24 protein-coding genes are annotated in these 24,986 nt (G+C 64.4%); 15 read left to right on the top strand and 9 right to left on the bottom strand.

Annotated features, from left to right (window positions below):
* Nucleotide 1: 1 nt before the first annotated feature.
* Genes AC1DYW_RS14125 through AC1DYW_RS14115 form a run of 3 tightly spaced genes read left to right on the top strand, consistent with a single transcriptional unit; the run spans nt 2 to nt 2,947 of the window.
* Entirely contained in the window at nt 2–1,120 is a 1,119-nt protein-coding gene (locus tag AC1DYW_RS14125) for an ABC transporter ATP-binding protein (RefSeq protein ID WP_477226614.1), read from the top strand.
* Between the two features lie 30 nt (nt 1,121–1,150).
* Entirely contained in the window at nt 1,151–2,533 is a 1,383-nt protein-coding gene (locus AC1DYW_RS14120) for an NAD(P)/FAD-dependent oxidoreductase (RefSeq protein WP_477226613.1), read from the top strand.
* Nucleotides 2,534–2,587: 54 nt separating this feature from the next.
* Nucleotides 2,588–2,947 carry a cupin domain-containing protein gene (locus tag AC1DYW_RS14115; RefSeq protein WP_477226612.1) on the top strand — a complete coding sequence of 120 codons (360 nt, stop codon included), beginning with the start codon at nt 2,588–2,590 and terminating at the stop codon, nt 2,945–2,947.
* Between the two features lie 91 nt (nt 2,948–3,038).
* Here AC1DYW_RS14115 and AC1DYW_RS14110 read toward each other — a convergent pair whose 3' ends face one another.
* The 9 genes from AC1DYW_RS14110 to AC1DYW_RS14070 all read right to left on the bottom strand — a co-directional run bounded on the left by AC1DYW_RS14110 (nt 3,039) and on the right by AC1DYW_RS14070 (nt 14,644).
* Nucleotides 3,039–3,296 (bottom strand): BrnA antitoxin family protein, encoded by a 258-nt coding sequence (locus AC1DYW_RS14110; protein WP_095091088.1) that lies wholly within the window; start codon nt 3,294–3,296, stop codon nt 3,039–3,041.
* Nucleotides 3,297–3,460: 164 nt separating this feature from the next.
* Nucleotides 3,461–6,331: a nitrate reductase gene (locus AC1DYW_RS14105; RefSeq protein ID WP_477226611.1), complete on the bottom strand. Its 2,871-nt coding sequence runs from the start codon at nt 6,329–6,331 to the stop codon at nt 3,461–3,463.
* A gap of 3 nt (nt 6,332–6,334) precedes the next feature.
* Nucleotides 6,335–6,664, bottom strand: coding sequence for a nitrite reductase small subunit NirD (gene nirD, locus AC1DYW_RS14100; protein WP_477226610.1), 330 nt, complete (start codon nt 6,662–6,664; stop codon nt 6,335–6,337).
* Nucleotides 6,665–6,884: 220 nt separating this feature from the next.
* Nucleotides 6,885–9,335, bottom strand: coding sequence for a nitrite reductase large subunit NirB (gene nirB / locus AC1DYW_RS14095; RefSeq protein WP_477226609.1), 2,451 nt, complete (start codon nt 9,333–9,335; stop codon nt 6,885–6,887).
* Between the two features lie 4 nt (nt 9,336–9,339).
* Nucleotides 9,340–10,137, bottom strand: coding sequence for an ABC transporter ATP-binding protein (locus tag AC1DYW_RS14090; protein WP_477226608.1), 798 nt, complete (start codon nt 10,135–10,137; stop codon nt 9,340–9,342).
* A gap of 10 nt (nt 10,138–10,147) precedes the next feature.
* Nucleotides 10,148–11,038 carry a nitrate ABC transporter permease gene (ntrB, locus tag AC1DYW_RS14085; protein WP_457150717.1) on the bottom strand — a complete coding sequence of 297 codons (891 nt, stop codon included), beginning with the start codon at nt 11,036–11,038 and terminating at the stop codon, nt 10,148–10,150.
* An 86-nt stretch (nt 11,039–11,124) separates the two neighbouring features.
* Entirely contained in the window at nt 11,125–12,453 is a 1,329-nt protein-coding gene (locus tag AC1DYW_RS14080; RefSeq protein ID WP_477226607.1) for a CmpA/NrtA family ABC transporter substrate-binding protein, read from the bottom strand.
* Between the two features lie 347 nt (nt 12,454–12,800).
* Nucleotides 12,801–14,039, bottom strand: a complete 1,239-nt coding sequence (locus tag AC1DYW_RS14075; protein ID WP_477227076.1) for a CmpA/NrtA family ABC transporter substrate-binding protein — start codon at nt 14,037–14,039, stop codon at nt 12,801–12,803.
* 2 nt (nt 14,040–14,041) lie between these two features.
* Nucleotides 14,042–14,644 carry an ANTAR domain-containing response regulator gene (locus AC1DYW_RS14070; protein WP_477226606.1) on the bottom strand — a complete coding sequence of 201 codons (603 nt, stop codon included), beginning with the start codon at nt 14,642–14,644 and terminating at the stop codon, nt 14,042–14,044.
* Nucleotides 14,645–14,968: 324 nt separating this feature from the next.
* Between AC1DYW_RS14070 and AC1DYW_RS14065 the strand changes: the two genes are divergently transcribed.
* The 12 genes from AC1DYW_RS14065 to AC1DYW_RS14010 all read left to right on the top strand — a co-directional run bounded on the left by AC1DYW_RS14065 (nt 14,969) and on the right by AC1DYW_RS14010 (nt 24,983).
* Nucleotides 14,969–16,135, top strand: a complete 1,167-nt coding sequence (locus AC1DYW_RS14065; RefSeq protein WP_477226605.1) for an alpha-D-ribose 1-methylphosphonate 5-triphosphate diphosphatase — start codon at nt 14,969–14,971, stop codon at nt 16,133–16,135.
* A 48-nt stretch (nt 16,136–16,183) separates the two neighbouring features.
* Nucleotides 16,184–16,567 carry an Imm45 family immunity protein gene (gene imm45 / locus AC1DYW_RS14060; protein WP_477226604.1) on the top strand — a complete coding sequence of 128 codons (384 nt, stop codon included), beginning with the start codon at nt 16,184–16,186 and terminating at the stop codon, nt 16,565–16,567.
* Nucleotides 16,568–16,663: 96 nt separating this feature from the next.
* Nucleotides 16,664–17,131, top strand: coding sequence for a hypothetical protein (locus AC1DYW_RS14055; protein WP_477226603.1), 468 nt, complete (start codon nt 16,664–16,666; stop codon nt 17,129–17,131).
* 276 nt (nt 17,132–17,407) lie between these two features.
* Nucleotides 17,408–18,457 (top strand): PilN domain-containing protein, encoded by a 1,050-nt coding sequence (locus AC1DYW_RS14050; protein WP_477226602.1) that lies wholly within the window; start codon nt 17,408–17,410, stop codon nt 18,455–18,457.
* Nucleotides 18,458–18,459: 2 nt separating this feature from the next.
* A complete protein-coding gene (gene gspM / locus AC1DYW_RS14045; protein WP_477226601.1) occupies nt 18,460–19,059 on the top strand; it encodes a type II secretion system protein GspM in 600 nt (199 codons plus the stop codon).
* Nucleotides 19,056–19,649 carry a hypothetical protein gene (locus AC1DYW_RS14040; protein ID WP_477226600.1) on the top strand — a complete coding sequence of 198 codons (594 nt, stop codon included), beginning with the start codon at nt 19,056–19,058 and terminating at the stop codon, nt 19,647–19,649. Before gspM ends, AC1DYW_RS14040 begins: the two co-directional genes overlap by 4 nt.
* The gene (locus AC1DYW_RS14035) at nt 19,646–20,557 is read left to right on the top strand and encodes a hypothetical protein (RefSeq protein WP_477226599.1); all 912 of its coding nucleotides are present in this window, start codon (nt 19,646–19,648) and stop codon (nt 20,555–20,557) included. The genes AC1DYW_RS14040 and AC1DYW_RS14035 overlap by 4 nt, the downstream gene beginning before the upstream one ends.
* Nucleotides 20,554–22,221 carry a GspE/PulE family protein gene (locus tag AC1DYW_RS14030; RefSeq protein ID WP_477226598.1) on the top strand — a complete coding sequence of 556 codons (1,668 nt, stop codon included), beginning with the start codon at nt 20,554–20,556 and terminating at the stop codon, nt 22,219–22,221. The genes AC1DYW_RS14035 and AC1DYW_RS14030 overlap by 4 nt, the downstream gene beginning before the upstream one ends.
* Nucleotides 22,221–23,438: a type II secretion system F family protein gene (locus tag AC1DYW_RS14025; RefSeq protein ID WP_477226597.1), complete on the top strand. Its 1,218-nt coding sequence runs from the start codon at nt 22,221–22,223 to the stop codon at nt 23,436–23,438. Before AC1DYW_RS14030 ends, AC1DYW_RS14025 begins: the two co-directional genes overlap by 1 nt.
* Complete coding sequence (locus tag AC1DYW_RS14020) at nt 23,435–23,908, top strand: GspH/FimT family pseudopilin (RefSeq protein WP_477226596.1); 474 nt, start codon at nt 23,435–23,437, stop codon at nt 23,906–23,908. Before AC1DYW_RS14025 ends, AC1DYW_RS14020 begins: the two co-directional genes overlap by 4 nt.
* Nucleotides 23,905–24,261, top strand: a complete 357-nt coding sequence (locus AC1DYW_RS14015) for a PulJ/GspJ family protein (protein ID WP_477226595.1) — start codon at nt 23,905–23,907, stop codon at nt 24,259–24,261. Before AC1DYW_RS14020 ends, AC1DYW_RS14015 begins: the two co-directional genes overlap by 4 nt.
* Nucleotides 24,258–24,983 carry a PulJ/GspJ family protein gene (locus tag AC1DYW_RS14010; protein ID WP_477226594.1) on the top strand — a complete coding sequence of 242 codons (726 nt, stop codon included), beginning with the start codon at nt 24,258–24,260 and terminating at the stop codon, nt 24,981–24,983. Before AC1DYW_RS14015 ends, AC1DYW_RS14010 begins: the two co-directional genes overlap by 4 nt.
* Nucleotides 24,984–24,986: the final 3 nt, after the last annotated feature.

Genomic DNA, 24,986 nt, shown 5'->3' with positions numbered 1-24,986 from the left:
GATGGCTGCGTCCAACAGCAAAGAACGTGGCGCGGCCATCGACATCAAGGCCGCAACCAAGCGTTACGGCAATTTCACCGCGCTCGACGACGTCAGCCTTCACATCGAGCCGGGTGAATTCATGACGCTCCTCGGCCCCAGCGGCTCGGGCAAGACCACCACGCTCAACGTCGTGGCCGGCTTTACCGACCTGACCTCAGGCGACCTCGCCGTCGGCGGCAAAAGCATCGTCGCGCTGCCGGCGCACAAGCGCAACATCGGCGTCGTCTTCCAGCACTACGCGCTGTTTCCGCACATGACCGTCGGCAAGAACGTCGCCTATCCGCTCACCCTGCGCGGCATGGACAAGCAGGCGCGCGACCGCCACGTGGCGCGCGCCCTTGACATGGTCAAGATGGCCGACTTCGCGCATCGCTATCCAGCCGAGCTTTCCGGCGGCCAGCAGCAGCGCGTGGCGCTGGCCCGCGCCATCGTCTTCGATCCGCCGCTGCTACTCATGGACGAGCCGCTCGGCGCGCTCGACAAGAAACTGCGCGAATGGCTGCAGCTGGAAATCAAGCGCATCCACCGTGAGCTCGGCACCACCTTCGTCTATGTGACGCACGACCAGGAAGAGGCGCTGGTTCTGTCCGACCGCATCGCCGTGTTCAACCAGGGACGCATCGAACAGGTCGGAACCGGGCGTCAGCTCTACGACGAACCGGCGACATTGTTCGTGGCGAAGTTCATCGGCGAATCGACCAGTTTGCGTGGCGATGCCCAGACGTCGGGCGGCGAGACCAGCCTGACGATCGCCGGCCAGACGGTCGTCGCCGGCGGCAAGCTCGCCGGCAGCCAGAAACCGGTGGTTCTGCTGCGGCCGGAAAAGCTTTCGCTTGCCAAACCGAACACGCCTGCAGCCGCCGGACAGAACAGCCTCACCGGCCAGGTCAGCGAAGCGATCTATCTGGGCTCGGGTTCGAAATACCAGGTGACACTGGGCGATGGTTCCGTGGCCATCGTGCGGGCGACGCTCGAGGCCACGCCTTTCTCGATTGGTGACGCGGTCGATCTGCGTTGGTCGGTCGTCGATGCAAAACTTCTTGCCGACGACGACCGCGCCGACATGACGATGACCTGATCGCTCATTTCCCCCGCAGGATTTTTAGACATGGACGCCAAAGTCAACGGCAACATCTCGTTCTGGTATGCCGACATCGGCCTGCCAGCCTATCGTGCGCCGCTTCCGGGCGACCTCGAAGCCGATGTCTGCATCGTCGGCGCTGGCTACACCGGCTTGTGGACGGCCTACTACCTGAAGAAGGCCGATCCTTCGATCCGCATCGCCATGGTGGAAAGGGAATTCGCCGGCTTCGGCGCGTCCGGTCGCAATGGCGGCTGGCTGTCCGGCGGCTTCAGCTGGTCGCGCGAGAAATACCTGCAGACATCTACCCGTGGCGCCGTCATCGACATGGAAACCGCCATGCATGGCACGGTCGACGAAGTGATCGCGGTGACCGAGGCCGAAGGCATCGATGCCGATATTCGCCGCGTCGACAATCTGACGGTTGCGACCAACCCGCCGCAGCTGGAGCGGATCAAGGCCGCCTATGCGGATGCAATCGGCTGGAGCGTGCCTCAGGACCGCGTCAGCCTGATCGGCCAGGCAGAGGCCAAGGCCCGCATCAACATCAGGAATGTGCTTGGCGGCTACATCCACCACGGCACCGCGCGCGTGCAGCCGGCCAAGCTGGTGCGTGGACTGTCCGAAGCCGTCGAGCGCCTCGGCGTGCCGATCTACGAACAGACGACCGTGACGGGTATTGAGAAGGGCAAGGTCACCACCGATCGCGGCACGGTGCGCGCGCCCATCATCATCCGCGCCACGGAGGGTTTCACGGCCGGCATATCGGGCAATGAGCGGCTCTGGCTGCCGCTCAACAGCGCGCAGATCATCACCGAGCCGCTGCCCCAATCGCTGTGGGACGAAATCGGCTGGGACGGCCACGAACTCCTGGGCGACGCAGCACACGCCTATTGCTATGCCCAGCGCACCCGCGAAGGCCGCATCACCATGGGCGGGCGCGGCGTGCCTTACCGCTACGGTTCGCAGACGGACGTGCGCGGACAGACACAGCAGGCGACCATCGAAAGCCTGCACGCGATCCTCACCCGCCTGCTGCCGCAGACCAGCAAGCTTCGCATCGACCACGCCTGGTGCGGCGTGCTTGGCGTGCCGCGCGACTGGTGCACGACAGCCGGCCTCGACCTTGAGACCGGCATCGGCTGGGCCGGCGGCTATGTCGGCCTCGGCGTGTCGAGCTCCAACCTTTCGGGCCGGACGCTGCGCGACCTCATCCTGCGCCGCGACACCGAACTGACCCGCCTGCCCTGGGTCAACCGCCAGGTCAGCAAATGGGAGCCGGAGCCGATGCGCTGGCTCGGCGTCCACTCGATGTACCAGCTCTACCGCGTCGCCGACGAGCGCGAGGAAGCGGGTCTCCAGCACACGTCGAAACTGGCCGCCATCGCCGACCGCATCACCGGGCATTGAGCCCCGCGACATTGCATATCGAGTTGAAAATTCAGTGCCTGCCCGGAGACTGCCATGACCGACTTCCAGACCTTCGCCCATCTCGCTGCAATCGATCTCGGCGAGCCCGAGCCCAAGCCGACCTCGATCAGCGGCGATCAACTCGAAGCGTCGAGGACATTGTGGACCTCGCCGGACGGGACGCTGGAAGTCGGCGTCTGGGAATGCACGCCGGGCCGCTTCACCGCCTCGCGCGACACCAATTCCGAAACCTGTCACATCGTGTCGGGCCGGGTCTCGCTGCATGGTCCCGATGGCCACAGCAAGGAGGTCAGTGCCGGCGAAATGCTGGTGCTGCCGAAAGGCTGGAAGGGCGAATGGACAATCCACGAACCGACGCGCAAGCTTTACATCCTGCACTTCGAAGCGGCGTGAGCTAGAGCAATTCCAGGAAAAGTGTGAAACGGTTTTCCCGGGAAAAGCGCGTAGCGCTTTCCCTGAGGGAATTGCGTCAAAACAAAGGGCTCTAGTCGTCGTCCGAACCGCTGGCGACCGGCTTGCCTTCGATTGCCTGCCGCAATGCGTCGTTGATCCGATCCTGCCAGCCGGGGCCATCGGCCTGAAAATGGTCCAGCACGGTTCGATCGATCCTGATCGAAACAAGCTCCCTGACACCTGGAGCGGCCGCGGGCTCGCGAGGCGGAGCAACCGGCTTCTTGACTGGCTTGAAGGCGGCTTCGGCCGCCGTCATCGGATTTGTCGGTCGGCGCGGGGGATTTGCCATTGGGTGACCCTGACTGGAAGACGACTCATGCTCGCCGATGAGGCGGCGCGCTTGGCATCACAATAGCCCAACTGACGCCATCGCGCAGGCCCATTTGGCCAGGAACAGCTCAGGCCCGCAGTGTGCGGTCCCCGCATCGCCTTCGCGGCACGCGCTGGCACGGGTCACTCGGCGGCTTGAAGGATTTGTGCGGCGACGATGATCCTGATCTCGGCGCGACAAGAGCCGCAATTCGTGCCGGCATGCAGCGCCGCCCCGATCGCCTCGACGCTGGCGCAGCCGCTTCGCACCGCCTGCGCGATCTGGTTGGCGCCGACGCCGAAGCAGGAGCAGACGATGGCGCCGCGATCGACGTCGACCCCGCCCGGCCGCCCGGCCACGATCGCCAGCCTGGCGCGCCGATCAACGTGATCGGCGGTCAATTGGTCCGCCGCCCAGCCGCGCGACACCGCGACCGGACCGGGCGCAACGAACAAGGCGCCGGACAAGTGATCGCCGTCGAAAGCGGCGATGCGATGCTGGCCGGCATCGCGGTCATGATAGGCGAGGATTTCGCCGCCCGGGGTCGTGCCGAACAGGGACCCGGCGAAGCCGGCCCAGTCGATGCCGTCGTCGGCAAAGGCAAGCTCGACCCGCCAGCCGCCCTTGCATTTGGCCGCGGCCCAGTAGGTTGCGGTACCAGGTTCCGGCCTCTGCCGCATCACCGCGAAGCCGAAGGCCTTTGCGGCGAATTTCTCGATGCGGGCGGCGACATGCTTCAGCGCCGGCTGGCCGGAGACCGGATCGGTCAGCGGCGCCGTCAGCGCGTCGAGCCGGCCCTTTGCGGCGAATTGATCGGTCCAGTGCATCGGCGCAAACAGGCTGCCCCGGCGCTGGCGTGCCGTCACCAGCGCGCGCACCAGCACGTCGCCGCGCGGGCTGGAAACGCGCACGATGTCGGCGTCGCCGATACCGAAGCGCTGCGCATCCGCCGGATGGATTTCGACGAAGGGCTCGGCAATGTGCTGGGATAGCCGCGGGCTTTTGCCGGTCCGCGTCATGGTGTGCCAGTGATCGCGGATGCGGCCGGTGTTTAGGATCAGCGGATAGTCCGGGCTGGTGCGGGTCTCCACGGCAGGACGAATGGCAATGAGGCGCGCCTTGCGGTCGGGTGTGTAGAAATTGCCGTCGGCGAAGAAGCGGATGCCGGAAGAGCCACTTGCGGCCTGAGTGCGCTCCTCTGGCTGATGTTCATCTTGAGCACCCCCCTCTGGCCTGCCGGCCATCTCCCCCGCAAGGGGGGAGATTGGCAGTTTCGGCGTCCCTGCTCTTTCTCCAAAGTTGGCGATTGACGAAAGCCGGTGCGACATCCGATCTCCCCCCTTGCGGGGGAGATGGCCGGCAGGCCAGAGGGGGGTGGCTGGGCTCGGCGCTGGCCACTGGAACGGGGCCAATTCCTCATACCCGTCCGCATCAATCCCCGCATAAGCGCCAATATCGAAATCCCGTGCACCATCATTCTCGAATCCCGACAGCGCGGCATGTTCGGCAAACACCTCCCAAGGCGACGTATAGAAAAATGCCTCGCCAAAACCCATCCGCTTGCCGACTTCGGCAACGATCTGCCAGTCGGGCCGCGCCTCGCCGGGCAGGTCCAGGAACGCGCGCTGGCGCGAGATGCGGCGCTCGGAGTTGGTGACGGTACCGTCCTTCTCGCCCCAGGCGGCGGCGGACAGCCGGACATGGGCGTGGCGGACGGTGTCGGTTCTGGCCAGCACGTCCGACACCACGACGAACGGGCAGGCCTTGATCGCCGCTTCGACGGCATCGGCATCCGGCATCGAATCGACAGGATTGGTGGCCATGATCCACAGCGCCTTGATGCGCCCGTCGGCCACCGCCCGAAACATCTCGACCGCCTTCAAGCCCGGCCTTTCGGCAATGGCCGGAGCAGTCCAGAAGCGGCGTACGCGCTCCCGATGTTCGGGATTCTCGATCTCCATATGCGCGGCCAGCATATTGGCCATGCCGCCGACTTCGCGGCCGCCCATGGCGTTGGGCTGGCCAGTCACCGAAAACGGCCCGGCGCCGGGTCTGCCGATGCGGCCGGTGGCGAGATGGCAGTTGATGATGGCGTTGACCTTGTCGGTGCCCGAAGAAGACTGGTTCACCCCCTGGCTGTAGACGGTCACGGTCTTGGAGGTCGCGGCGAACAGGCTGTAGAAACGGCCAAGCTCGTCCTCGCTCAGCCCCGTAGCGGCGGCGATGCCGGCAAGGTCGAGCTCCGATGCTGCGAAAAGCGCTTGCCCGAACCCGGTTGTGTGCGCCGTGATGTAGGCGCGGTCCAGCGCGTTGTGCTGGCCGAGATAGGCGAGCAGCCCCGTGAACAAAGCGACGTCGCCATCGGGCGCGATCGCCAGGTGCATGTCGGCGATGTCTGCGCTCATGGTGCGGCGCGGATCGACCAGCACGATCTTCATCTCCGGCCGTTTTTCCCGAGCCGCCGCGATGCGCTGGTAGAGCACGGGATGGCACCAGGCGAGATTGGAGCCGACCAGCACGATGAGGTCGGCAAGCTCCAGATCCTCATAATTTCCCGGCACGGTGTCGGAGCCAAAGGCGCGGCGGTGGCCAGCGACCGAAGAGGCCATGCACAGGCGCGAATTGGTGTCGATGTTGGCCGAGCCGACAAAACCTTTCATCAGCTTGTTGGCGACGTAGTAATCCTCGGTCAGCAACTGGCCGGAGACGTAGAAGGCGACGGCATCCGGACCGTGCTTGGCGATGGTTTGCGAGAAGGTCGAGGCGATGAGGTCGAGCGTCTCGTCCCAGCCGGCGCGGCGGCCGTGGATTTCGGGATAAAGCAGCCTGCCGTCGAGGTCGATGGTCTCGGCCAGTGCCGAGCCCTTGGAGCAGAGCCGGCCGAAATTCGCCGGATGGTCGGGGTCGCCGCGGACGGACACTTGCCCGTCCGCGGCGACCTTCGCCAGCACGCCGCAGCCCACCCCGCAATAGGGGCAGGTGGTCCTCACCTCGCGCGCAGCGTCAATCTCCATGTGTCAGGCCGCTCGGCTGGCCAGCGCTTCCAGCGCAATGAACAGACGCTCGCCTTCGACCCGCACCGGGATGGTGCGCACCGCGCCCTCGTCGGCGCCGAGTGCCCTGCCCGTCTCCAGCGAGATCACCCAATTGTGCAAGGGACAGGTCACCGCCGTGCCGTGCACGATGCCTTGGCTCAGCGGTCCGCCCTTGTGCGGGCAATGGTCGTCGATGGCGTAGACCTGGTCGTCGGCGGTGCGGAAGACCGCGACCTTCCCTTCCGGCGTGTCGACGCAACGCGCGCCACGGCGGGGGATGTCCGACAAGGAGCCTATTGCGATCCAGTTCATGTGGCCATCCTCGCCTTTGCTCGATCTGAAAGCGCCCAGCCACCCCCCTCTGGCCTGCCGGCCATCTCCCCCGCAAGGAGGGAGATTGGCAGTTGCACTGACAGCGCCCACTCCGCAACGTTGGAGATTGGCGAAAGCCGAAACAGCATCCGATCTCCCCCCTTGCGGGGGAGATGGCCGGCAGGCCAGAGGGGGGTGGGAAGAAACGCTTCCATCGGCCCTACTCCGCCGCCTGCGCAAAACCGACAGAGGCCATCGGCCGGAATTCGTGCTTGTCCTTGCCGGACACGCGTTCCGACCACGGGTCGACCTGGGCGAATTTCTGGCTGAAGACGAAGCGGTCGAAATAGGCCTTGCGCTTGGCATCGTCGTCCATGATCTGGCGCTTGATTTCGGGGATCCCGATGCGCTTGGCCCATTTGTAGATGCGCTCGAGATAGCGGCCCTGCTCGCGATACATCTGCGTCAGCGCCACGATATGCTCCAGTGCCTCGTCCTCGGTCCTGACCAGGCCGAGCACTTCGGTGCCTTTGATGTCGAGGCCGGCCGCCCCGGCGAAATGGATCTCGTAGCCACTGTCGACGCAGATCACGCCGACATCCTTGCAGGTCGCCTCCGCGCAGTTCCTCGGGCAACCCGACACCGCCATCTTTACCTTGGCCGGGGTCCACGAGCCCCACATGAATTTCTCGATGCGGATGCCAAGGCCCGTCGAATCCTGCGTGCCGAAGCGGCACCAGTCTGAGCCGACGCAGGTCTTCACCGTGCGCAGGCCCTTGGCATAGGCATGGCCGGAGACAAAGCCGGCCTGGCCGAGATCGGCCCACACCGCCGGCAGGTCCTCCTTGCGGATGCCGAGCATGTCGATGCGCTGGCCGCCGGTGACCTTGACCATCGGGATCTCGAACTTGTCGACGACATCGGCGATGGCGCGCAGTTCGGCCGCATTGGTGACGCCGCCCCACATGCGCGGCACCACCGAATAGGTGCCGTCCTTCTGAATGTTGGCGTGGACGCGCTCATTGATGAAGCGCGACTGGTAGTCGTCGGCATAGTCGTCCGGCCAGTCGCAGACGAGATAGTAGTTGAGCGCCGGCCGGCATTTGGCGCAGCCGCAGGAGGTCGTCCATTCCAGTTCCTGCATGACGGCCGGAATGGTCTTCAGGTGCTTGGCCTTGATCAGCCGGCGCACTTCGTCATGGCCGAGCGTGGTGCAGCCGCACATCGGCTGCACGGCCGCAGGGTTGTAGGTGTCGCCGAGCGTCAGCACCATCAGCTTCTCGACCAGCCCGGTGCAGGAGCCGCAGGAGGCCGACGCCTTGGTGTGAGCGCGCACTTCGTCGAGCGAGGTCAGGCCCTTGGCCGTGATCGCACCCGTGATCTTGCTCTTGCAAACGCCGTTGCAGCCGCAGATTTCCGCATCATCCGGCAAGGCTGCAACGGCCGCCATAGGGTCCAGCGGGGCACCCCCCTGGTAGGACTGGCCGAAAATCAGCGTGTCGCGCATTGGCGAAATATCGGTCTGCTTCTTCTTGAGGTCGTTGAACCAGGCGCCGTCGGCCGTCTCGCCATAGAGCACCGTGCCGATGATCCGGTCGTCCTTCAGCACCAGGCGCTTGTAGACGCCGGCGGCCGCGTCGCGCAGCACGATCTCCTGGCGGTCCTCGCCCTCGGCGAAGTCGCCAAGCGAGAACAGGTCGATGCCCGTGACCTTGAGCTTGGTCGGCGTGTCCATGTGGGCGAAGGCCGCCTTCTCGTTGCCGGCCAGTTGTTGGGCGGCAACGCGCGCCATCTCGTAGAGCGGTGCGACCAGCCCGTAGACCTGGCCGTTCACCTCGGCGCATTCGCCAAGCGCGTAGATGTCGGGATCGTTGCTGCGCATGCCGGCGTCGACGACGATGCCGCGATTGACGGCAATGCCGGCTTCCTTGGCAAGCGCAGAATTCGGCCTGATGCCGACCGCCATGACCACCAGCGTCGCCGGAATGATGGTGCCGTCGGCGAGCTCCACCTGTCCGACCTTGCCGTTGCCCGTGATTGCCTTTGTGTTGGCCTTGGTGATGACCTTGATGCCGCGTTGCTCGACGGCGCGCTGCAGGAGATAGCCAGCGGCCGGATCGAGCTGGCGCTCCATCAATGTCGGCATGACATGCAGCACGGTGACGTCCATGCCTTGCGCGTTCAGCCCGGCCGCCGCCTCCAGCCCGAGCAGGCCGCCGCCGATGACCACGGCCTTCGCCCGCGACTGGGCGGCGAGCATCATCGCCTGGACGTCGTCGAGGTCGCGATAGGTCAGCACGCCCGGCAGATCATGGCCAGGCACCGGAATGATGAACGGCACCGAGCCGGTGGCGATGACGAGCTTGTCATAGGGCTGGGTGACGCCGTGATCAGAGGTGACGGTCTTCGCCGCCCGGTCGATGGCGATGATCTTGTGGCCCTTGTAGAGGGTGATGTTGTTGGCGATGTACCAGCCGTCGCCATGGATGATGATTTCCTCGTAGGCCTTCTCGCCCGACAGCACCGGCGACAGCATGATGCGGTCGTAATTGACCCGCGGCTCGGCGTTGAAGATGGTGACCGTGTAGCGGCCCGGCGCGTGTTCCAGCAGGTGCTCCAGCATGCGCCCTGGAGCCATGCCGTTGCCGATGATGACGAGTTTTTCGCTCATGGTGCTACTCCGCGGCTTCGACGAAGCGGTGGCGTTCGTAGAGGAACTTCAGCACCGCCTCGCGGCAGCGCAGGAAGGTCCGGTCGGAGGCAAGCTCGATGCGTCGGCGTGGGCGCGCCAGCGGCACCGCAAGCACCTCGCCGATGGTCGCCGCAGGGCCGTTGGTCATCATGACGATGCGGTCGGAGAGCAGCACCGCCTCGTCGACATCGTGGGTGATCATGATCGTCGTCGAGCCGAGCCGCGAATGGATGTCCATGACTGCGTCCTGCAGATGGGCGCGCGTCAGCGCATCGAGCGCGCCGAACGGCTCGTCGAGCAGCAGGATCTTCGGCTCCATGGCCAGCGCCCGGGCGATGCCGACGCGCTGCTTCATGCCGCCCGAGATTTCCGCCGGGCGCTTGTCCCGGGCATGCGCCATCTGTACGAGGTCGAGATTGCGCATGATCCACTCATGCCGCTCGGCCTTGCTCTTCGAACGGCCGAAGACTTTCGACACCGCCAGATTGATGTTCTCATAGACGGTCAGCCACGGCAGCAGGCTGTGGTTCTGGAACACCACGGCGCGTTCGGGTCCGGGGCTGTCGACCTCCTTGTCCTCGAGCAGCACGGCGCCTGCGGACACTGTGGTCAGCCCGGCGATCAGATTGAGCAAGGTCGACTTGCCGCATCCGGAATGGCCGATGATCGAGACGAATTCGCCCTTGTCGATGGTCAGCCTTATGTCCTTCAGCACCTCGCTGACCTGATTGCCGCGGGCAAAGGATTTGTCGATATGGTCGAGCTTCAGATAGGCCGTCATGGCGCTGTCCTCACTTTGCCGTTGTGCCGCGGGTGACGAAGGCGCCGACCGCCGCGACCAGGCGGTCGAGACAGAAGCCGGTGACGCCGATATAGGCGAGCGCGACGATGATGTCGGGCAGCCGCGACGAGTTCCACGCGTCCCAGATGAAGAAGCCGATGCCGACGCCGCCGGTCAGCATTTCGGCGGCGACGATGGCCAGCCAGGACAGGCCGATGCCGATCCTCAAGCCGGTGAAGATGTAGGGGGCGGCGGCCGGCACCATGATCTTCACGAAGAATTCGAACTGGTTGAGCCGCAGGATGCGCGCGACGTTGCGGTAGTCCTCGGGGATGTTGCGCACGCCGACGGCGGTGTTGATGATGATGGGCCAGATCGAGGTGATGAAGATGACGAACAGCGCCGACGGGCTGGAATCGCGGAACGCGGCCAGCGACAGCGGCAGCCAGGCCAGCGGCGGCACGGTGCGCAGGATCTGGAAGACCGGATCGAGGCCGCGCATCGCCCAGATCGACTGGCCAACCAGCGCGCCGAGCGCCACACCGACGATCGCCGCCAGGCCAAAGCCGATGGCGACCCGCTGCAGTGAGATCAGCACCCGCCAGGCAAGGCCGATATCCTGCGGGCCATTGTTGAAGAACGGATGCGCGATCAGGTCGTAGGCCTCGTTCCACACCTGGCTCGGCGGCGGCAGGCTGGCGGTCGGCGACGAGCAGGCGATCTGCCAGACGACCAGCATGAGGGCGATGACGATGGCCGGCGGCACCAGCGCGCTCGCCAGTTTGCCGGCGATCACCATCGGATCGAAACGGCGCCGCGCCTTGGCGGTGAAGGCGATGACCTCCGCTGGTTTGGCGGGGAACGCTTTCACCGTTGTGTCCTCGATTGTCTGGATCGACATGTCTGGGAAAAACTCCTTGGTCGGGATCTCCGCAACGGCGCAAGGCGCCGTTGCGACAAACTCCGCAAATGCGCCGTTTGCGCGGGCTATGCCGAGGCCTTGATCTTCAGGCTGTCGAGATAGGCGGACGGGTTGGCCGGATCGAAGACCTTGCCGTCGAAGAAGGTCTCGACGCCGCGCGACGAGGACGCCGGAATGTCGGCTGCCGCCACGCCAAGGTCCTTGGCCGCCTCGCGCCACAGGTCCTCGCGGTTGACCTGATCGACCAGCGCCTTGATGTCGGTGGTCGGCGCGAACTTGCCCCAGCGGATGTTCTCGGCGAGGAACCACGAGTCATGGCTCTTGAACGGATAGGACACGCCGCCCGTCCAGAACTTCATGTAGAGATCGGAGCCGGTGGCGACGCGGCCATTGCCGTAGTTGATGTCGCCCTTGAGGCGGCCGATGATATCGGCGACAGGCACGTTCATCCATTGCCGCTTGCCGATGATGGCGGCCATCTCGTCCTTGTTCTCCTTGGCCTCGCACCATTGCTGGGCTTCCATGACGGCCATCAGGATCGCCTTGGTGGCGTTCGGGTATTTGTCGATGAATTCGGCGCGCAGGCCGAGCGCCTTTTCCGGATGGCCCTTCCACAATTCGCCCGTCGTGGCGGCGGTGAAGCCGACGCCCTGGTGGACGAGCTGCTCGTTCCACGGCTCGCCGACGCAGAACACGTCCATATTGCCGACCTTCATGTTGGCCACCATCTGCGGCGGTGGCACGACGATGGTCGAGACATCCTTGTCGGGATCGATGCCGCCTGCGGCGAGCCAGTAGCGCAGCCACAAATCATGGGTGCCGCCCGGGAAGGTCATGGCGGCCTTGATGTCCTTGCCGGCCGCCTTCTTGGCGGCGAAGGCGTCCTTCAGCTTCGAGGCGTCGAGGCCGACACCGGTGCCGGCATATTCCTGGGCGACCGAAATGCCCTGGCAGTCGTAGTTGAGCCGCGCCACGATCGCCATCGGCATCGGCTGGTTGTTCTGCGTCACCTTGCCGGTGTGCATCAAATAGGGCAGCGGCGTCAGGATATGGGCGCCGTCGATGCCGTTGGCCGCGCCGCCGAGCATCAGATTGTCGCGCGTTGCGCCCCAAGAGGCCTGCTTGAGCACCTCGACATCGGGCATGCCGAACTTCTCGAAAAACCCCTTCTCCTTGGCGATCATCAGTGGTGCGGCATCGGTCAGCGCGATGAAGCCGAGCTTGGCGCCGGTGACTTCCGGCGAGGTCGTGGCCGCATAGGCGCCGGAGGGGAAGAGCTTGCGGGCGGCCATGAACAGCCCCGCCGTCATCGCACTGCTGACCAGAAAATCGCGGCGCGTCACATCCCTAGGCGATGTTCCAGTCCCGATCCATGTCTTCATCGTCTTCTTCATCGTCGTCTCCGGTTGAACGCGGTCCGCGCCGTCGATTGTTGGCCCAAAAACAAAAAAGCCGCCGGCCAGGCCTTCGCGTCCGGAAATCCGGATCGCGTCTTGACCTGAGCGGCAGCTTTGCCTGTGGGCGCCCGTCATTGGACGCCTATTCCGTGACCCCAAGGAGGCCTGGTTATTTCAAAGCATGAACCATGCCAGTTTCGAGAGAAAGGAAAAATAACAATGAAATCAATGAAACGCGCCGTCCGCCTACGCAACAGACGATATGGCGAGCAGGCCAAAGATTGTTCATTAGAGCAATCGCACGCACAATTTTTGTGCAATGCACAAGAATGGCGCGGAAATAATCAGACTTCCGCGCGGGCCGATTTCTGGCCGGCAATGTAGCCTTCGACCTCATCGGGATCGAAGATCTGGCCGTCGAAGAAACCATCGGGACCGAGCACCAGGCCGGCGCCTGTCGCGCCGACGGCGGTGGCTATGCGCAGCGCACCCTCGACCTTCGAATTGGCGCCAGGCAGTGCGACGCCAAGCGGCTTCAGCGCCGAACGGTAGAGATCTGGGCGGTAGCAGTCGCGGGCAATAGCGAGATTGCCAGGCGTGTGTTCGACATGCCCCCAGCGCACCATCTGCGTGTAGAACCACAGCGCATGGCTCTTCCACGGAAAGTTCGCTGCCTTGTCGAAGGGCAGGAAGAAGTCTTCGATATCCAGCGCCGCTCCGCCACCCAATTGTAGATGCCCGGTCAGGATCGGCATCTGGACCGCGGGAGGCAGGCCGAGGAAGCCGGACTGCGCCATCACCGCGGCCAGTTCGCCATGGTTGGCCGGATCCTGACACCAGCGCGCCGAGTGGTGCAGCGCGCGCAGCAGCGCCGCCAAGGCGTCGGGCGACTGCTCGGCCCAGACCTTGCGCACGCCGATCACCTTCTCCGGGCTGTTGCGCCATATCTGCGCCTTGACGGTGACGATGTGGCCGGTGCCGGCGGCCACCGCGGCGCTGTTCCAGGGCTCGCCGACGCAGTAGCCGTCGATCCGCCCAGTGGCCAGCGCGTCGGCCATGAAGGGCGGCGGCACGATGACGATCTCGATCTCGCGCGTTGGATCGATGCCGCAGGCGGCGAGCCAGTAGCGCAGTTCGTAGTTGTGCCCGGAATGTGGATGCACCACGGCGAAGCGCAGCGGGTCACGGCCGGCGGCAGCGCGCTCGCGGATGAGCGCGCCAAGTGCGGCACCGGCGCGCGCCGGGTCGAGATCGGGCGCGGCGCCATGCGTCGCCATGCCGGCCCAGACGGCATTGGAAATGGTGACGCAATTGCCGCCGAGACCGAGTGAGAACGGCACGATGGTCTCTGAAGCGAGCGGCGTCAGCCCGAGATTGCAGGCGAGCGGCATCGGTCCCAGCATATGCGCGAGATGGAAGTGGCCGATGGCGATACGGTCGCGGATGTTGGCCCAGGACGTCTCGCGGTGCAGCGCGAGGTCGATGCCTTCGCGGGCGGCAAAGCCAAGCTCGCCGGCCGCGACCAGCACGGCGCTGTCGAACAGCGGCATGAAGCCGGCGGTGATCTGATGCTCGGCGCCCATGCTCATTCGTCCTCCGCCGGTCCCAGCAAGCCGGCGGCAGTCACCAGGCTCTGGGCGATGTCGCCGATCTTGCGGTTCTGGTTCATCGCCGTCTTGCGCAGCAGCGTGTAGGCGGCCTCTTCGCTCAGGCCGCGCGACTTCATCAGGATGCCCTTGGCGCGATCAATCACCTTGCGGCTCTCGAGCTCGCTGCGCGCCTCTTCCAGTTCGCGCGCCATACGCGAAAAGGCATTGAAACGGCTGACCGCCATGTCGAGGATCGGCTTTACGCGCTCCTGCCGCAGGCCGTCGACGACATAGGCGGAAACGCCGGCATCGACCGCCGCCTCGATCGAGGCCTGGTCGGAGCGGTCGACGAACATGGCGATCGGCCGCTTCACCGCGCGCGACAACTGGAACATGTTTTCCAGCATGTCGCGGTTCGGGTTTTCGAGATCGATGACGATGACGTCGGGTTCGATCTCGGCGATCCGCCGCGCAATGCCGGTCACGTCATGGATGACGGTGACCCGGTCATGGCCGGCCTCGCGCAGCCCCGCCTCGATGATCGCGGCGCGGATGCGGTTTTCGTCGATCACCAGGACGGCGAGTGCGGTTCGGACCATGCCTGCATTGTGCCCAAGCAAAGGAATTGTGCAATGCGGGATAACCCGGCGAGCGCAACATTCGCTGCGCATGGCACGCTGAAACGGCTGCACCGCCACACCACCATGGTTGTGGCCTTGCATGATTTCGGTGTCATCAGAACGACAGCCGACCGGGTTATGCCTGCGCAGCGGGCTTGTGGTGGAACAGGGGCCGACCAGGTCTTCCAGGATCCGCAGCACCCTGTGCCCAGCAACGCGCCGACCTGGAGCTTGATCCGCAAAGCGAATCCGTTTCCGGGAAGATCATGCTCAAACCCAGAGATAGAGCCAAAGAGAGACGCGATGTGGCTGAGTGAATTCGAAATCGTCCTGCGCGACCGCGTCATTGCCAATGGCGCCATCCGGATCGAAAACGGCCGCATCGAAGAGGTCCGCGACGCGCCTGTCGAGAACGCCGATATCGTGGGTGGAGGCCGCCTGCTGCTGCCCGGTTTCATCGACATGCATGGCGACATGGTGGAGAGGGAAGTGGAGCCGCGCCTCGGCGTCCACGTGCCGAAGACGATCGGCATTGCCGAGCTCGACAAGAAGCTGGCCTCCTGCGGAGTGACCACGGCCTATGCCGCGCTCTCCTTCATCGGCGCCAGCGTCACCAGCGGCGTGCTGCGTTCGGAAGAGCATACGTCTGATATCATCGAGACCATCGCTGGACTGAAGGACGACCTTTTGGTCGATCATCGCATCCATGCGCGGTTCGAGGTGACTTTCGCCGCAGCCATCGGCGTGCTGCAAAGGCTGATGGACGCCGGCAAGCTGCACCTGATCTCGCTGATGGATCATACACCCGGACAAGGGCAGTACCGCGACGTCGAACTCTACATCGCCCGCATCGCCAAGGAGCGCGGCATGTCCGTTGCCGAGGCATCCGAGATCGTCGGCCAGCGCATCGCCGGCCGAAACGGACATGGCGACGTCCTCAGCACGCTGCAGGACCTGTCGGCATTTGCCCGCGCCCGCGGCATCGTGCTCGCCTCGCATGACGACGACACGCTGGAGAAAGTGGAATTTGTCCATAGCCTGGGTGCTGCGCTCAGCGAATTCCCGGTGACCCTGGAGGCGGCGCAAGAAGCCCGCAGGCTCGGAATGCACACCGTCATGGGCGCGCCCAATGCACTGCGCGGCAATTCCTATTCCGGCAATCTTTCCGCCCGGCAGGCCTACGAGGCCGGACTGCTCGACATACTGGCCAGCGACTACCACCCGGCCTCGATCCTGCCGGCTGTTCTCAGCCTGGCGGCGCTGGATGACGATGGCCTTGTGGCGGCGGCCGCGCTGACCAGCACCAACCCGGCCAAGGCATTGGGGCTTGACGACCGTGGCGCCATCGAGACGGGACTTCTGGCCGATCTCGTCGTCGCCGACCGCCAGCCGGTCGCACGCGTCCGCGCCACCTTCCGCGCCGGCCGCATGATCTACAGCGACGGTACGCTACGCTCACCCCGGCACTGAACAAGAAAATAGTGTACTGTCGCCGTATTCCGACTTGGATATATAAAAATGACTTGGGTAAAATTAACTAATATACAAGACAAAGACCCACTCTTTCGTGGATCACTGTTTCGGTTCCGAAGAATGATTCCGCGAGAAGAAATATTAGATTGTATGCTTTTCACGGCGTTTGAAGAATCCGGTTTGGGCTTCATTCGCGATTGTGGCTACGACGCAGGGAATATCCTTGTTGTCTTTCCCATAGAAGCGAAACTGGAAGGTATGGTGGCCATTTCACCAACATGGCTGGCTCGCCACTGGCAAAAATGGGTTGATACCTCTTCCACCCCGGACAACGTATGGGTTCTTAAAGGTGGCCGATTGGAACCAAAAAACTGCCAGATGAATAGAGCCGTGGTCTCTCCTGCCTTGAATTACGGTGACAGCGATTAATTCGCTGGGATTGGCTTAAAAAGACGGCAGAAGACCCAAACCACTATACAGCGATGTTTACTAGCGCTGTCACCAAGGAATTGGCACAGGTGTGGCATGACCTCTTCAAGTGATTTCTTGCGCGAGTTCGCACGACATCGCGGATCAAATCGCAATCCCAATTTTAGGATGATTATACCGATTGACTTTTACGACGGGCTAGAAACGGGAGTGGCATTGTTTTCGTCTGGCGGAGCCGTCAGAATTTGGTCTCTCGGTCACTCCCGATCTTGCCTTTTTCGCGCCTTCGGGCTGGTGCCCATTGGTGGAAATTGGCTGGAGACCGAATGGATTTCGAAGCAATCAGATGCAGAGCACGGCTCTTTTTTGGAACCCGACAACAGTGAAGCCCTCCTGAAATTAGAGGCGGACGTCATGGCGGCACAGGCAACCGGTTATTTTGTTGGACTTGGCTCACCCTATTTGCATTGTATCGAAATAGTGGAGGTAGACGAAGACGAAGTTGATTTTTACAGCAGAATGGCCCTTGTGTTGAAAATTTTCAGCGGATTCATGACCTTTTGAAGCACTCACGCTGATTCCCAATTGAGTGACAGTAGAATTACGGTGACAGTGCACGTTTCTCTATGTTCGCCTTGCTGCCGTTGTGTGCAGACCAATCGCCGGCCCGATTGTCGTCCCTGCCTGCCATAGCGTTGCCCTTGGGCATCGCTATCCAACAAAACCTGTGGCCAACCGCCCTTCCGCGCCTTCGCGAATATCCGCATCACGCCAGCAATTGTAGTAGTCTCAGCCTGAAAATCCTGGCTGAGAATCAGCCGGGGTGGCGGGTGGTTGATTGTGGCGACACTCAACGCGCAGGTTCTGGATTTTTTCGACTGGTGGCTCGATGAGCTGCGAGGGGTCTGGTCGCGGGTCGCACGCGGACAAAAGCAATCTTCCACAAGCGACTGGATCATCAACCTGGCGGATGACGGCATCCGGGCTCGCGAGGCCAATGCGCCGGAGTTCCAGTCGATCCCGTTGGCGCTCACCGCGTCCTCGGACGAGGTTCTCGCACTTCTCCAGGGCGGGCCCCGGCGCAAGCGGTCGAGCTTCGATATCCGCATCCAGCCCGGGCTGTTCCTGACCCGGCAACTGGCGGCGCGGCGGCTGCCGCTTCGGCAGGCGCGCGACATGGCCGAGCTCGACCTTCTGGCCTCGACGCCGATCGATCCGGCGCAAGTGCATGTCGTCTTCGCCAGTCAGGTCGGGCAGGACTGCGTCTACCATGTCGTCAAGGCGAAGACGCTTGCGGCGGTCCTTGACACGGTCCGCCGGGCCGGCGGGTCGGTCCGCTGCCTGTCCCTGTCGCAGCCGGAGGGCACGCTGCGGGCCGATCCGCTCAGCCTCGCCGCCATCTGGCCGCCGACCGCGCGCGACCGACGCGCCAGGACCGCCTGGGTGACGGCCTGCTCGATGCTGGCCGCGGCTGTGCTGGTCACATTCGCTCATGCGCATTGGCGCACCTGGCAGGCCGGCGCGGAACTGGACACAGAGATCGCCGATGCACAAGTGCTGGCCAAGGCGGCCCGCACTGCGCTGCAGAAGCGCCAGACCGGCATCGAGCAAATTGAAAAGATCCGCACGGAAAAGAAGACGACCGCGTCGCTGGTGCGCGTCTGGGCCGAACTGACACACCTGCTTCCCGACTCGGCCTGGCTGACCGATCTTTCGGCCAAGGGCGACGACCTGACCATCACTGGCTTTTCCGCTTCCGCCGCCGAACTGATCAAGCCGATCGACGATTCGCCGCTGTTTTCGGCGCCCGAATTCGCCTCGCCGGTGGTCAGGGTTCCTGGCCAGGACGGCGAACACTTCACCATTTCGGCAAAGATCGGAGCGCTCTGACCATGCTCTCCGCGATCCTCAACACCAGCCCGCTGGTCCGCCGCCTGATTGCGCTCGCCCTTGCGGCGGTGACGGCCTGTGTCCTGGCCTGGGCGGTGTTCGCGGGGCTCGACAGCGTCGCCGCGGCGCAAGCCGGGATCGAGGAAAAGCGCGAGCTTCTCGGCCAGTTGCAGAGCGTGGCGGCGCTGGCCAAGCGCCTCGACAGCGCCGCCAGCCCCGTGGCCGCGGCAAATCCCGAGTTTCTCACCGGCGAAAGCGAGGCGATCATTCGCGGCGGGCTGCAGACCCGGCTGAACGCGATTGCCACGGCCAACGGGGTCAACGTGCTGTCGGCCGGCAATGCGCCGGTGCTGAGCGAAGCGGGCGTCGATTTCATCGGGCTGCGGGCCAACCTTTCGGGACCGCTGGAGGGCATCCACAACGCCGTTCTCGCCATCGAAACGTCGCTTCCGGTGCTGTTCATTCGCGAGGCCACCCTGCGCACGACCGATGTCGGGCCGGTCGCCGGGCGCACCGGCGACCCGGAGATCTTTGCCGAAATCCTGTTTTACGGCCCGCTGGAAACGCCGGTGGTGCCGGCGCCTGGAGGGGTCAAGCCATGACCCGGAAATTTGCCGGCCTGGCGATTGCGGCCATGATCGCGGGCCTCGTCCTGGTCAATGTCGTCCTCTACGACACGCCGGTCGACATTTCGCCGGTCGCCTCCGGCAAGGGGCATGACGGCGGCCTGGCCTCGGCGGCGGGAGCGCTGCAGTTTCCCGAGGCCGGCAATTTCAGCGAGACGTTCGAGCGGCCGCTGTTCACGCCGATGCGCCGGAAATTCGTCGCCCCGCCGGTCGGGCCGCCGCCGGTTGCGGTCGTCGCGGCCGCCGTCGAACAAACGCCGCCACCGCCCGAGGCCGCGCCCGCCGCCGCGCCTGCGCTTCTGGGCATCAGCATTCACGGCGGGGCGGCGAAGGCCCTGATGCGCGTCGCCGGCAGCGAAACCGCGATCTGGTACGGCAGCGGCGAGAGCGTCGACGGCTGGACGGTGTCGGCGATCGACAAGGATCAGGCCGTGCTGGAGCGCAATGGCAAGGTGGCGCGGGTCCCGCTCTATCCGCCATGGAAGAACGCCCCGCCGCCACCCCCAAATGCCCCGCCAGCGGCCCCGGATGTCCCGCTGCCAGCGCCGAACGAACCGCAACTATGAGCGACCGCCACGAAAGCCCGAACCCAGGCGGCGAAAGCGCGGGCAGCGGCTTTTCGCTAGTCGCCGTGCTGGTGTTCATGCTGATCGTCTCGGCCATCGTCGTCCCCTTCGCCGTGACGGCAAAAACGCGGCTGATGATCGCCAACAACGAAGTCGAGCAGGAGCGCCTGTCGCTGCTTGCCGAAGGCCTGGGCAATGTCGTTGCAAGCGAGTTGGTCGGCGGCTCGGCGGCGACAACATTGCCGCTGGATTCCACACCCGCAGCGTGCCGGGAGGGAGACTTCAGCTTCGATGTCCGCGTCCAGGATCATGACGGGCTGATCGATCTCAATACCGCGGACGACCAATTGCTGGCACTTGGTTTCGCATCCCTCGGCTTCGAGCGGGAGATGGCGCAAGCCTTGGCCAAGGCCGCGATCCGGTTTCGTGACAATGCCACGCTGTTCGCTGGCCAGCCCAGAAGCCCTGTCGGGCCGCCCCAAGACAAGCAGGCGCCGTTCGAATCGGTGTCCGAACTGCAGGAGTTTTCGGCCCTTGCGTCGATGCCCTTGCAGACCCTCCACGCTGTTTTCACGGTCAACTCGAAGCGCGGCACGATCGGCGCCGATCGCGCGCCCAACCGTCTTCGCGCCGCTCTTGCCGGCGCCAGCAGCGCATCGGTCACCGAAGCGCCGGCCGACGCATCGGCCTACACGGTCGACGTGGTCGTGAGGCGGGACGGATCCGCGATCACGGCCGAAGCCGGGTTCATCATCGAGAGGTCCCCGCTCAGCCCGACGGCATTTCAGCGCGTTGCCCGAAGCCCGGTCCCTGCAGCCTCCGCACTGCCGCCAGTCGTCGGCACAGCCGGCTGCGAGGTGCTTTTCGGCGCCGAGGCGGCGCAGATCCTGCGCGGGTGGAGCTCATGAACGCGTCTTCGCAGCCCGTTGGCCAGACCCGGGGCCAGACCCAGGGGATCGAGGCGTTCCTTGCCTTTCTCGAGGGTGAGAAGGTGCTGACCGCGCACGCCGCCCAGCGCGCATTGGGGGCATCGCGAACATCTGGACACCCGTTCGATACGGTGATGACCGAACTCGGCCTGATCGGCGAGCAGGACCTTGCCAACAGCCTCAGCCGCTACCTGAACGCACCGACGCCGGTCGAGATTCCCGAACAGGTCAGCCCCGAAATGCTGGCAGGCGTGCCGCTGGCCTATCTGCGTGAAAATGCGATCCTGCCATTGCAGATGGACGCCGAACGGCTGGTCGTCGCCGTGGCCGATCCGTTCTCGTCGGCAACCATCGACGCGCTCGCCTTTCACTATGAGCGGACGCTGGCACTGCGCATATTGCCCAGGCGCATGATTGCAGAAAGCATCGACCGCATCGAGCAATCGGCCATGGCGGCCGTTGCAAATGGCGGCAACGGTGGCGAAACCCTGGATTTCGGCCCCGACGACCTCGAACGGTTGAAGGATTTTGCCCGCGAGGCGCCGATCGTTCGCTTCGTCGCCGAGACCATCCACAAGGCGGTCGATGCGAGAGCCACCGACATCCATATCGAGCCGCTCGAGGATCACGTCCGCATCCGCTTCAGGCATGACGGCATGCTGTCCACCGTCGACACTGCGTCCATTGCGATGCTGTCCGGCATCTCCACCCGCATCAAGATCCTGTCGCGGCTCAACATTGCCGAACGGCGCCTACCGCAGGACGGACGCATGCGCATCGCCGTGCGCGGCCGCGACGTCGACCTGCGCGTCTCGGTCATTCCGTCCATTCACGGCGAAGCCATCGTGCTTCGAATCCTCGACCGCGCGGGCGTCGAATTGAAGTTGGAGAAGCTGGGGTTCGACGGCGCCGCGCAAGCGAAAATCCGCACCATGTCGCAAGCCGCCAACGGCATCGTGCTGATCACCGGGCCGACCGGAAGCGGCAAGACGACGACGCTCTATTCCATCCTCGCGGAACGTTCGCGGCCGGACGTCAAGATTTTCACCGTCGAGGACCCGGTCGAATACCGGATGGCCGGCATCACCCAGTTGCAGGTCAATCCGGCGATCGACCTCGACTTTGCCGCTGCCCTGCGTTCGATCCTGCGACAGGATCCCGATATCATCCTGCTCGGTGAAATTCGCGATCGCGAGACGGCGCAAGTCGCGGTCCAGGCGGCCCTGACCGGCCATCTGGTGTTTTCGACGCTCCACACCAACAGTGCCGCGGGCGCACTCACCCGCCTTCGCGACATGGGCATCGACGGCTATCTGCTCGGCGCGACGATCAGAGGCGTCATCGCACAGAGGCTGTTGCGACGTGTCTGCCCGACCTGCCATGGCGCCGACCAAACCGGTCCGGCCTGCCGCACCTGCAACGGCTCCGGCTACAGCGGGCGCACGGTGACCTACGAAATGCTGCAGGTGTCGCCGCGCATCGCCGAACTTATCGACCAGGGTGCCGGCGAAATGGAGATCGGGAAAATTGCAGCCGAGGACGATCTCGTGCCGATGTCGGTCCACGCAACCGCGCTTGCCCGGTCGCAGGTCACCACGATGGACGAAGTCCGGCGCGTCATCGATCTCGCAGGAGGCGACTGATGCCGGCCTTTGCCTATCGCGCCTATCTCGTCGACGGCAGCACCGAGACCGGCGTTCTCGATGCTTCGACCAAACAGGATGCCGCCCGCAAACTGGCGCAGCAGGGCCGCCGCTCTTACCATCTTGCCCCGGTGAACGGCGAAAGGCAGCAGCTTCGCCTGCCGGGGCGCAGCGTGCTGACGTTCACCCGCAGAGTCGATCTCAGCCGGCTGTTTTCCGAGCTTTCAGTGCTTCTGAACGCCGGCTTCACGGTCGACCGTGCCTTGAACGCGGTTATCTCGGGCGAGGCCAACCGCCAGCGGCGGCAACAGCTGCAATCGGTGCTCGATCTCACGACAGGCGGCCGGCCGATCGCCGAAGCATTTGCCAGCCTGCCGGGCATCACCTCCGACGTTGCCGCCTTGCTCGCCAGCGGCGAGCGCAGCGGCAAGATGGCCTATATATGCCAGCGGCTGGCCGATACGTTCGAGGCAACGGCCAAGCGCCGCGCGGCAATCGTCGAGGCGCTTGCGTATCCGGCTTTCCTGCTACTGGTCATGAGCGGGGCGCTGGTCATTCTGGCGACGGTGCTGGTGCCGGCGCTGGAACCGATCTTCGAAGGCTCATCCGCCCCCAAGCCGTTCACCATGACCGTGCTTTCGGCGCTCGGCACGGTGTTCAGGGACTATCCCTTCGTCTTCCCGCTGGCGGCGGTGCTGGGCCTGCTTTCCTATCTTTTCCTGTCCCGGTCCACAGGCGCCAGAAAACAGTTTTCACATTGGCTGTTGAAGGTCCCGTTGATCGGTGCGCTGGTCAGGGACGCCGTGGTCGCGCGCTACCTGGAAACGCTTGCACTGCTGCTCGGCAATGGGGTGGCGATGACCGAGGCGCTTGGGCTGGCCGCCAACGTTTCCAGGCAGAGTTCACTGGCGGCAAGCTTTGCTTCGATCGAAGAAACCGTCGCCAATGGCGCCCGCCTGCATGGCGCGATCGTCAAGGCGGGGATTTTCGACAACGCGACGATGTCGCTGGTCTCGCTCGGCGAAGAGGCGAATGCGCTTCCGGTGGTGCTGGATCGCGCCGCGAAAATGCTTCAGCTGACGCTGACGCGGCGGATCGACACGGTGCTGAAGCTGTTGACGCCGGCCTTGACGATTTCGCTCGGTTTTCTCGTCGGCAGCCTGGTCATTTCGGTGATGACCACGATCCTCAGCATCAACGATCTGGCGCTGCAATGACGGCCGCGCCGGAAGCCAGCGCATCGACGGACGCAACGGCTGGATTTACCCTGGTCGAAATGCTGGTCGTGCTGGCGATCATGGCCCTCGTCGCGGCGATCGCCGCGCCGGGGCTCGTCAGCAACTATCGCACCAAGAACGTGGAGACGATGGCCGGCGAAATCACCATGCGGCTGCGCCTGTCGCGCACATCGGCAATCGCCACCGCCAGGCCGAAGCAGGTCGTTGTCGATCTCGGCACCCGCATCATCCGTTTTGGCGAACGAGACATCGTCGCCCTGCCGGACGATGTCAAAATGACCGTGGTCACCGGCCAGGCGACCGTCGTCGCCGACCGGCAGACGGTCCTCACCTTCCTTCCCGACGGCAGCGCTTCCGGCATGGATATCTCGCTGCAGCAAAAAGGCCGGACCGCGCGTATCGCGGTCAACTGGCTGACCGGGCTTCCGACGTGGCGCACGCTGCCATGACCGGGTCATCATCGCAGGCCTCCCCCGAAGACGGATTCTCTATCCTCGAGATGATCGTCGCCATGACCATCCTGGCGCTTGTGCTTGGTATCGCCAGCCAGTCGATCGTGCTGGCGAGCCGCAGCATCGCCGTGGCCAAGCGCCAGGCCGAAGCGGCCAGGACCGTTCGTGTGATGCTGGCCGACTACGAAGCCCAAATCCACACGGCTCAATCCGGCTGGACCCTGAAGACCCGCACGATAGACGTGTCGAAGGCAAGGGTAACCGCTGTCGTCATCGAGAGCAGCGGCGGTGCGTTTCCAGGCGGGCCGTTTCTGACCTTCGTGCCTGTGCGGGACCCGGCTATCCCATGAGCGGCCAGTTCTTCCGCCCTCGTTCCAAGATCCGAGCCGGCAGGCTGCGGGAACGTCTTCCAGGCGCCCGTCGGCCTGGCCGCAAATCGCCGCCGGGACCATCGGCATCGGTCGAGGGGTTTGCGCTCATCGACGTGTTGGTCGGGCTGGCCCTGATTGGCGTGATTACGTCGCTGATGATGGTCTTCCTCAGCCAGGCCCGAACGATGATGCGCATCGAAAAGGCAACCGAATTCCAGATGGAGGTCGACGCGGCATCGCGGTTTCTGGAAACGGCGATCAGCCATGCCGAGCCGTTGCCCCTGTCCAAGTCGTCGCCGGACATGGTGCTTTATCTCAATGGCAACAGTGCCCGGATCGAATTCAGCGCCGTTCAGGCGATCGGTTTCAAATCCTCCGCGCTGCGCGAAATTGCTGTTTCGCTTGGCCAGGCCGAACGCGCGCTGGCCATCGTCCAGAAAACACGGCGCGGCAGCGGATCCAACGCATCGACGCCAGGCGAACCGGTGCGGTTGATCGGGGGCGTGAGCGCCATGAAATTCGAATATCTCGACGGTGCGGCGGCGGCCTCGTCGTGGTCGTCGAGTTGGACCGCACCACGGCGCCTGCCGGCCGCCGTGCGCTTCACCATCTCGGTTCTGCGGGATGGCGCGGCCTATTCGGCGAGAGGTTTTGCACGCCTCGACCTGGCAAATGCCCAGGTGCTGCCGCGCACGAAATGATTC

It is taken from the genome of Mesorhizobium sp. P2_D5, from assembly GCF_056404355.1.
Note: the sequence above shows the minus strand (reverse complement) of the source record. Positions and strands in the feature narration are given on the sequence as shown.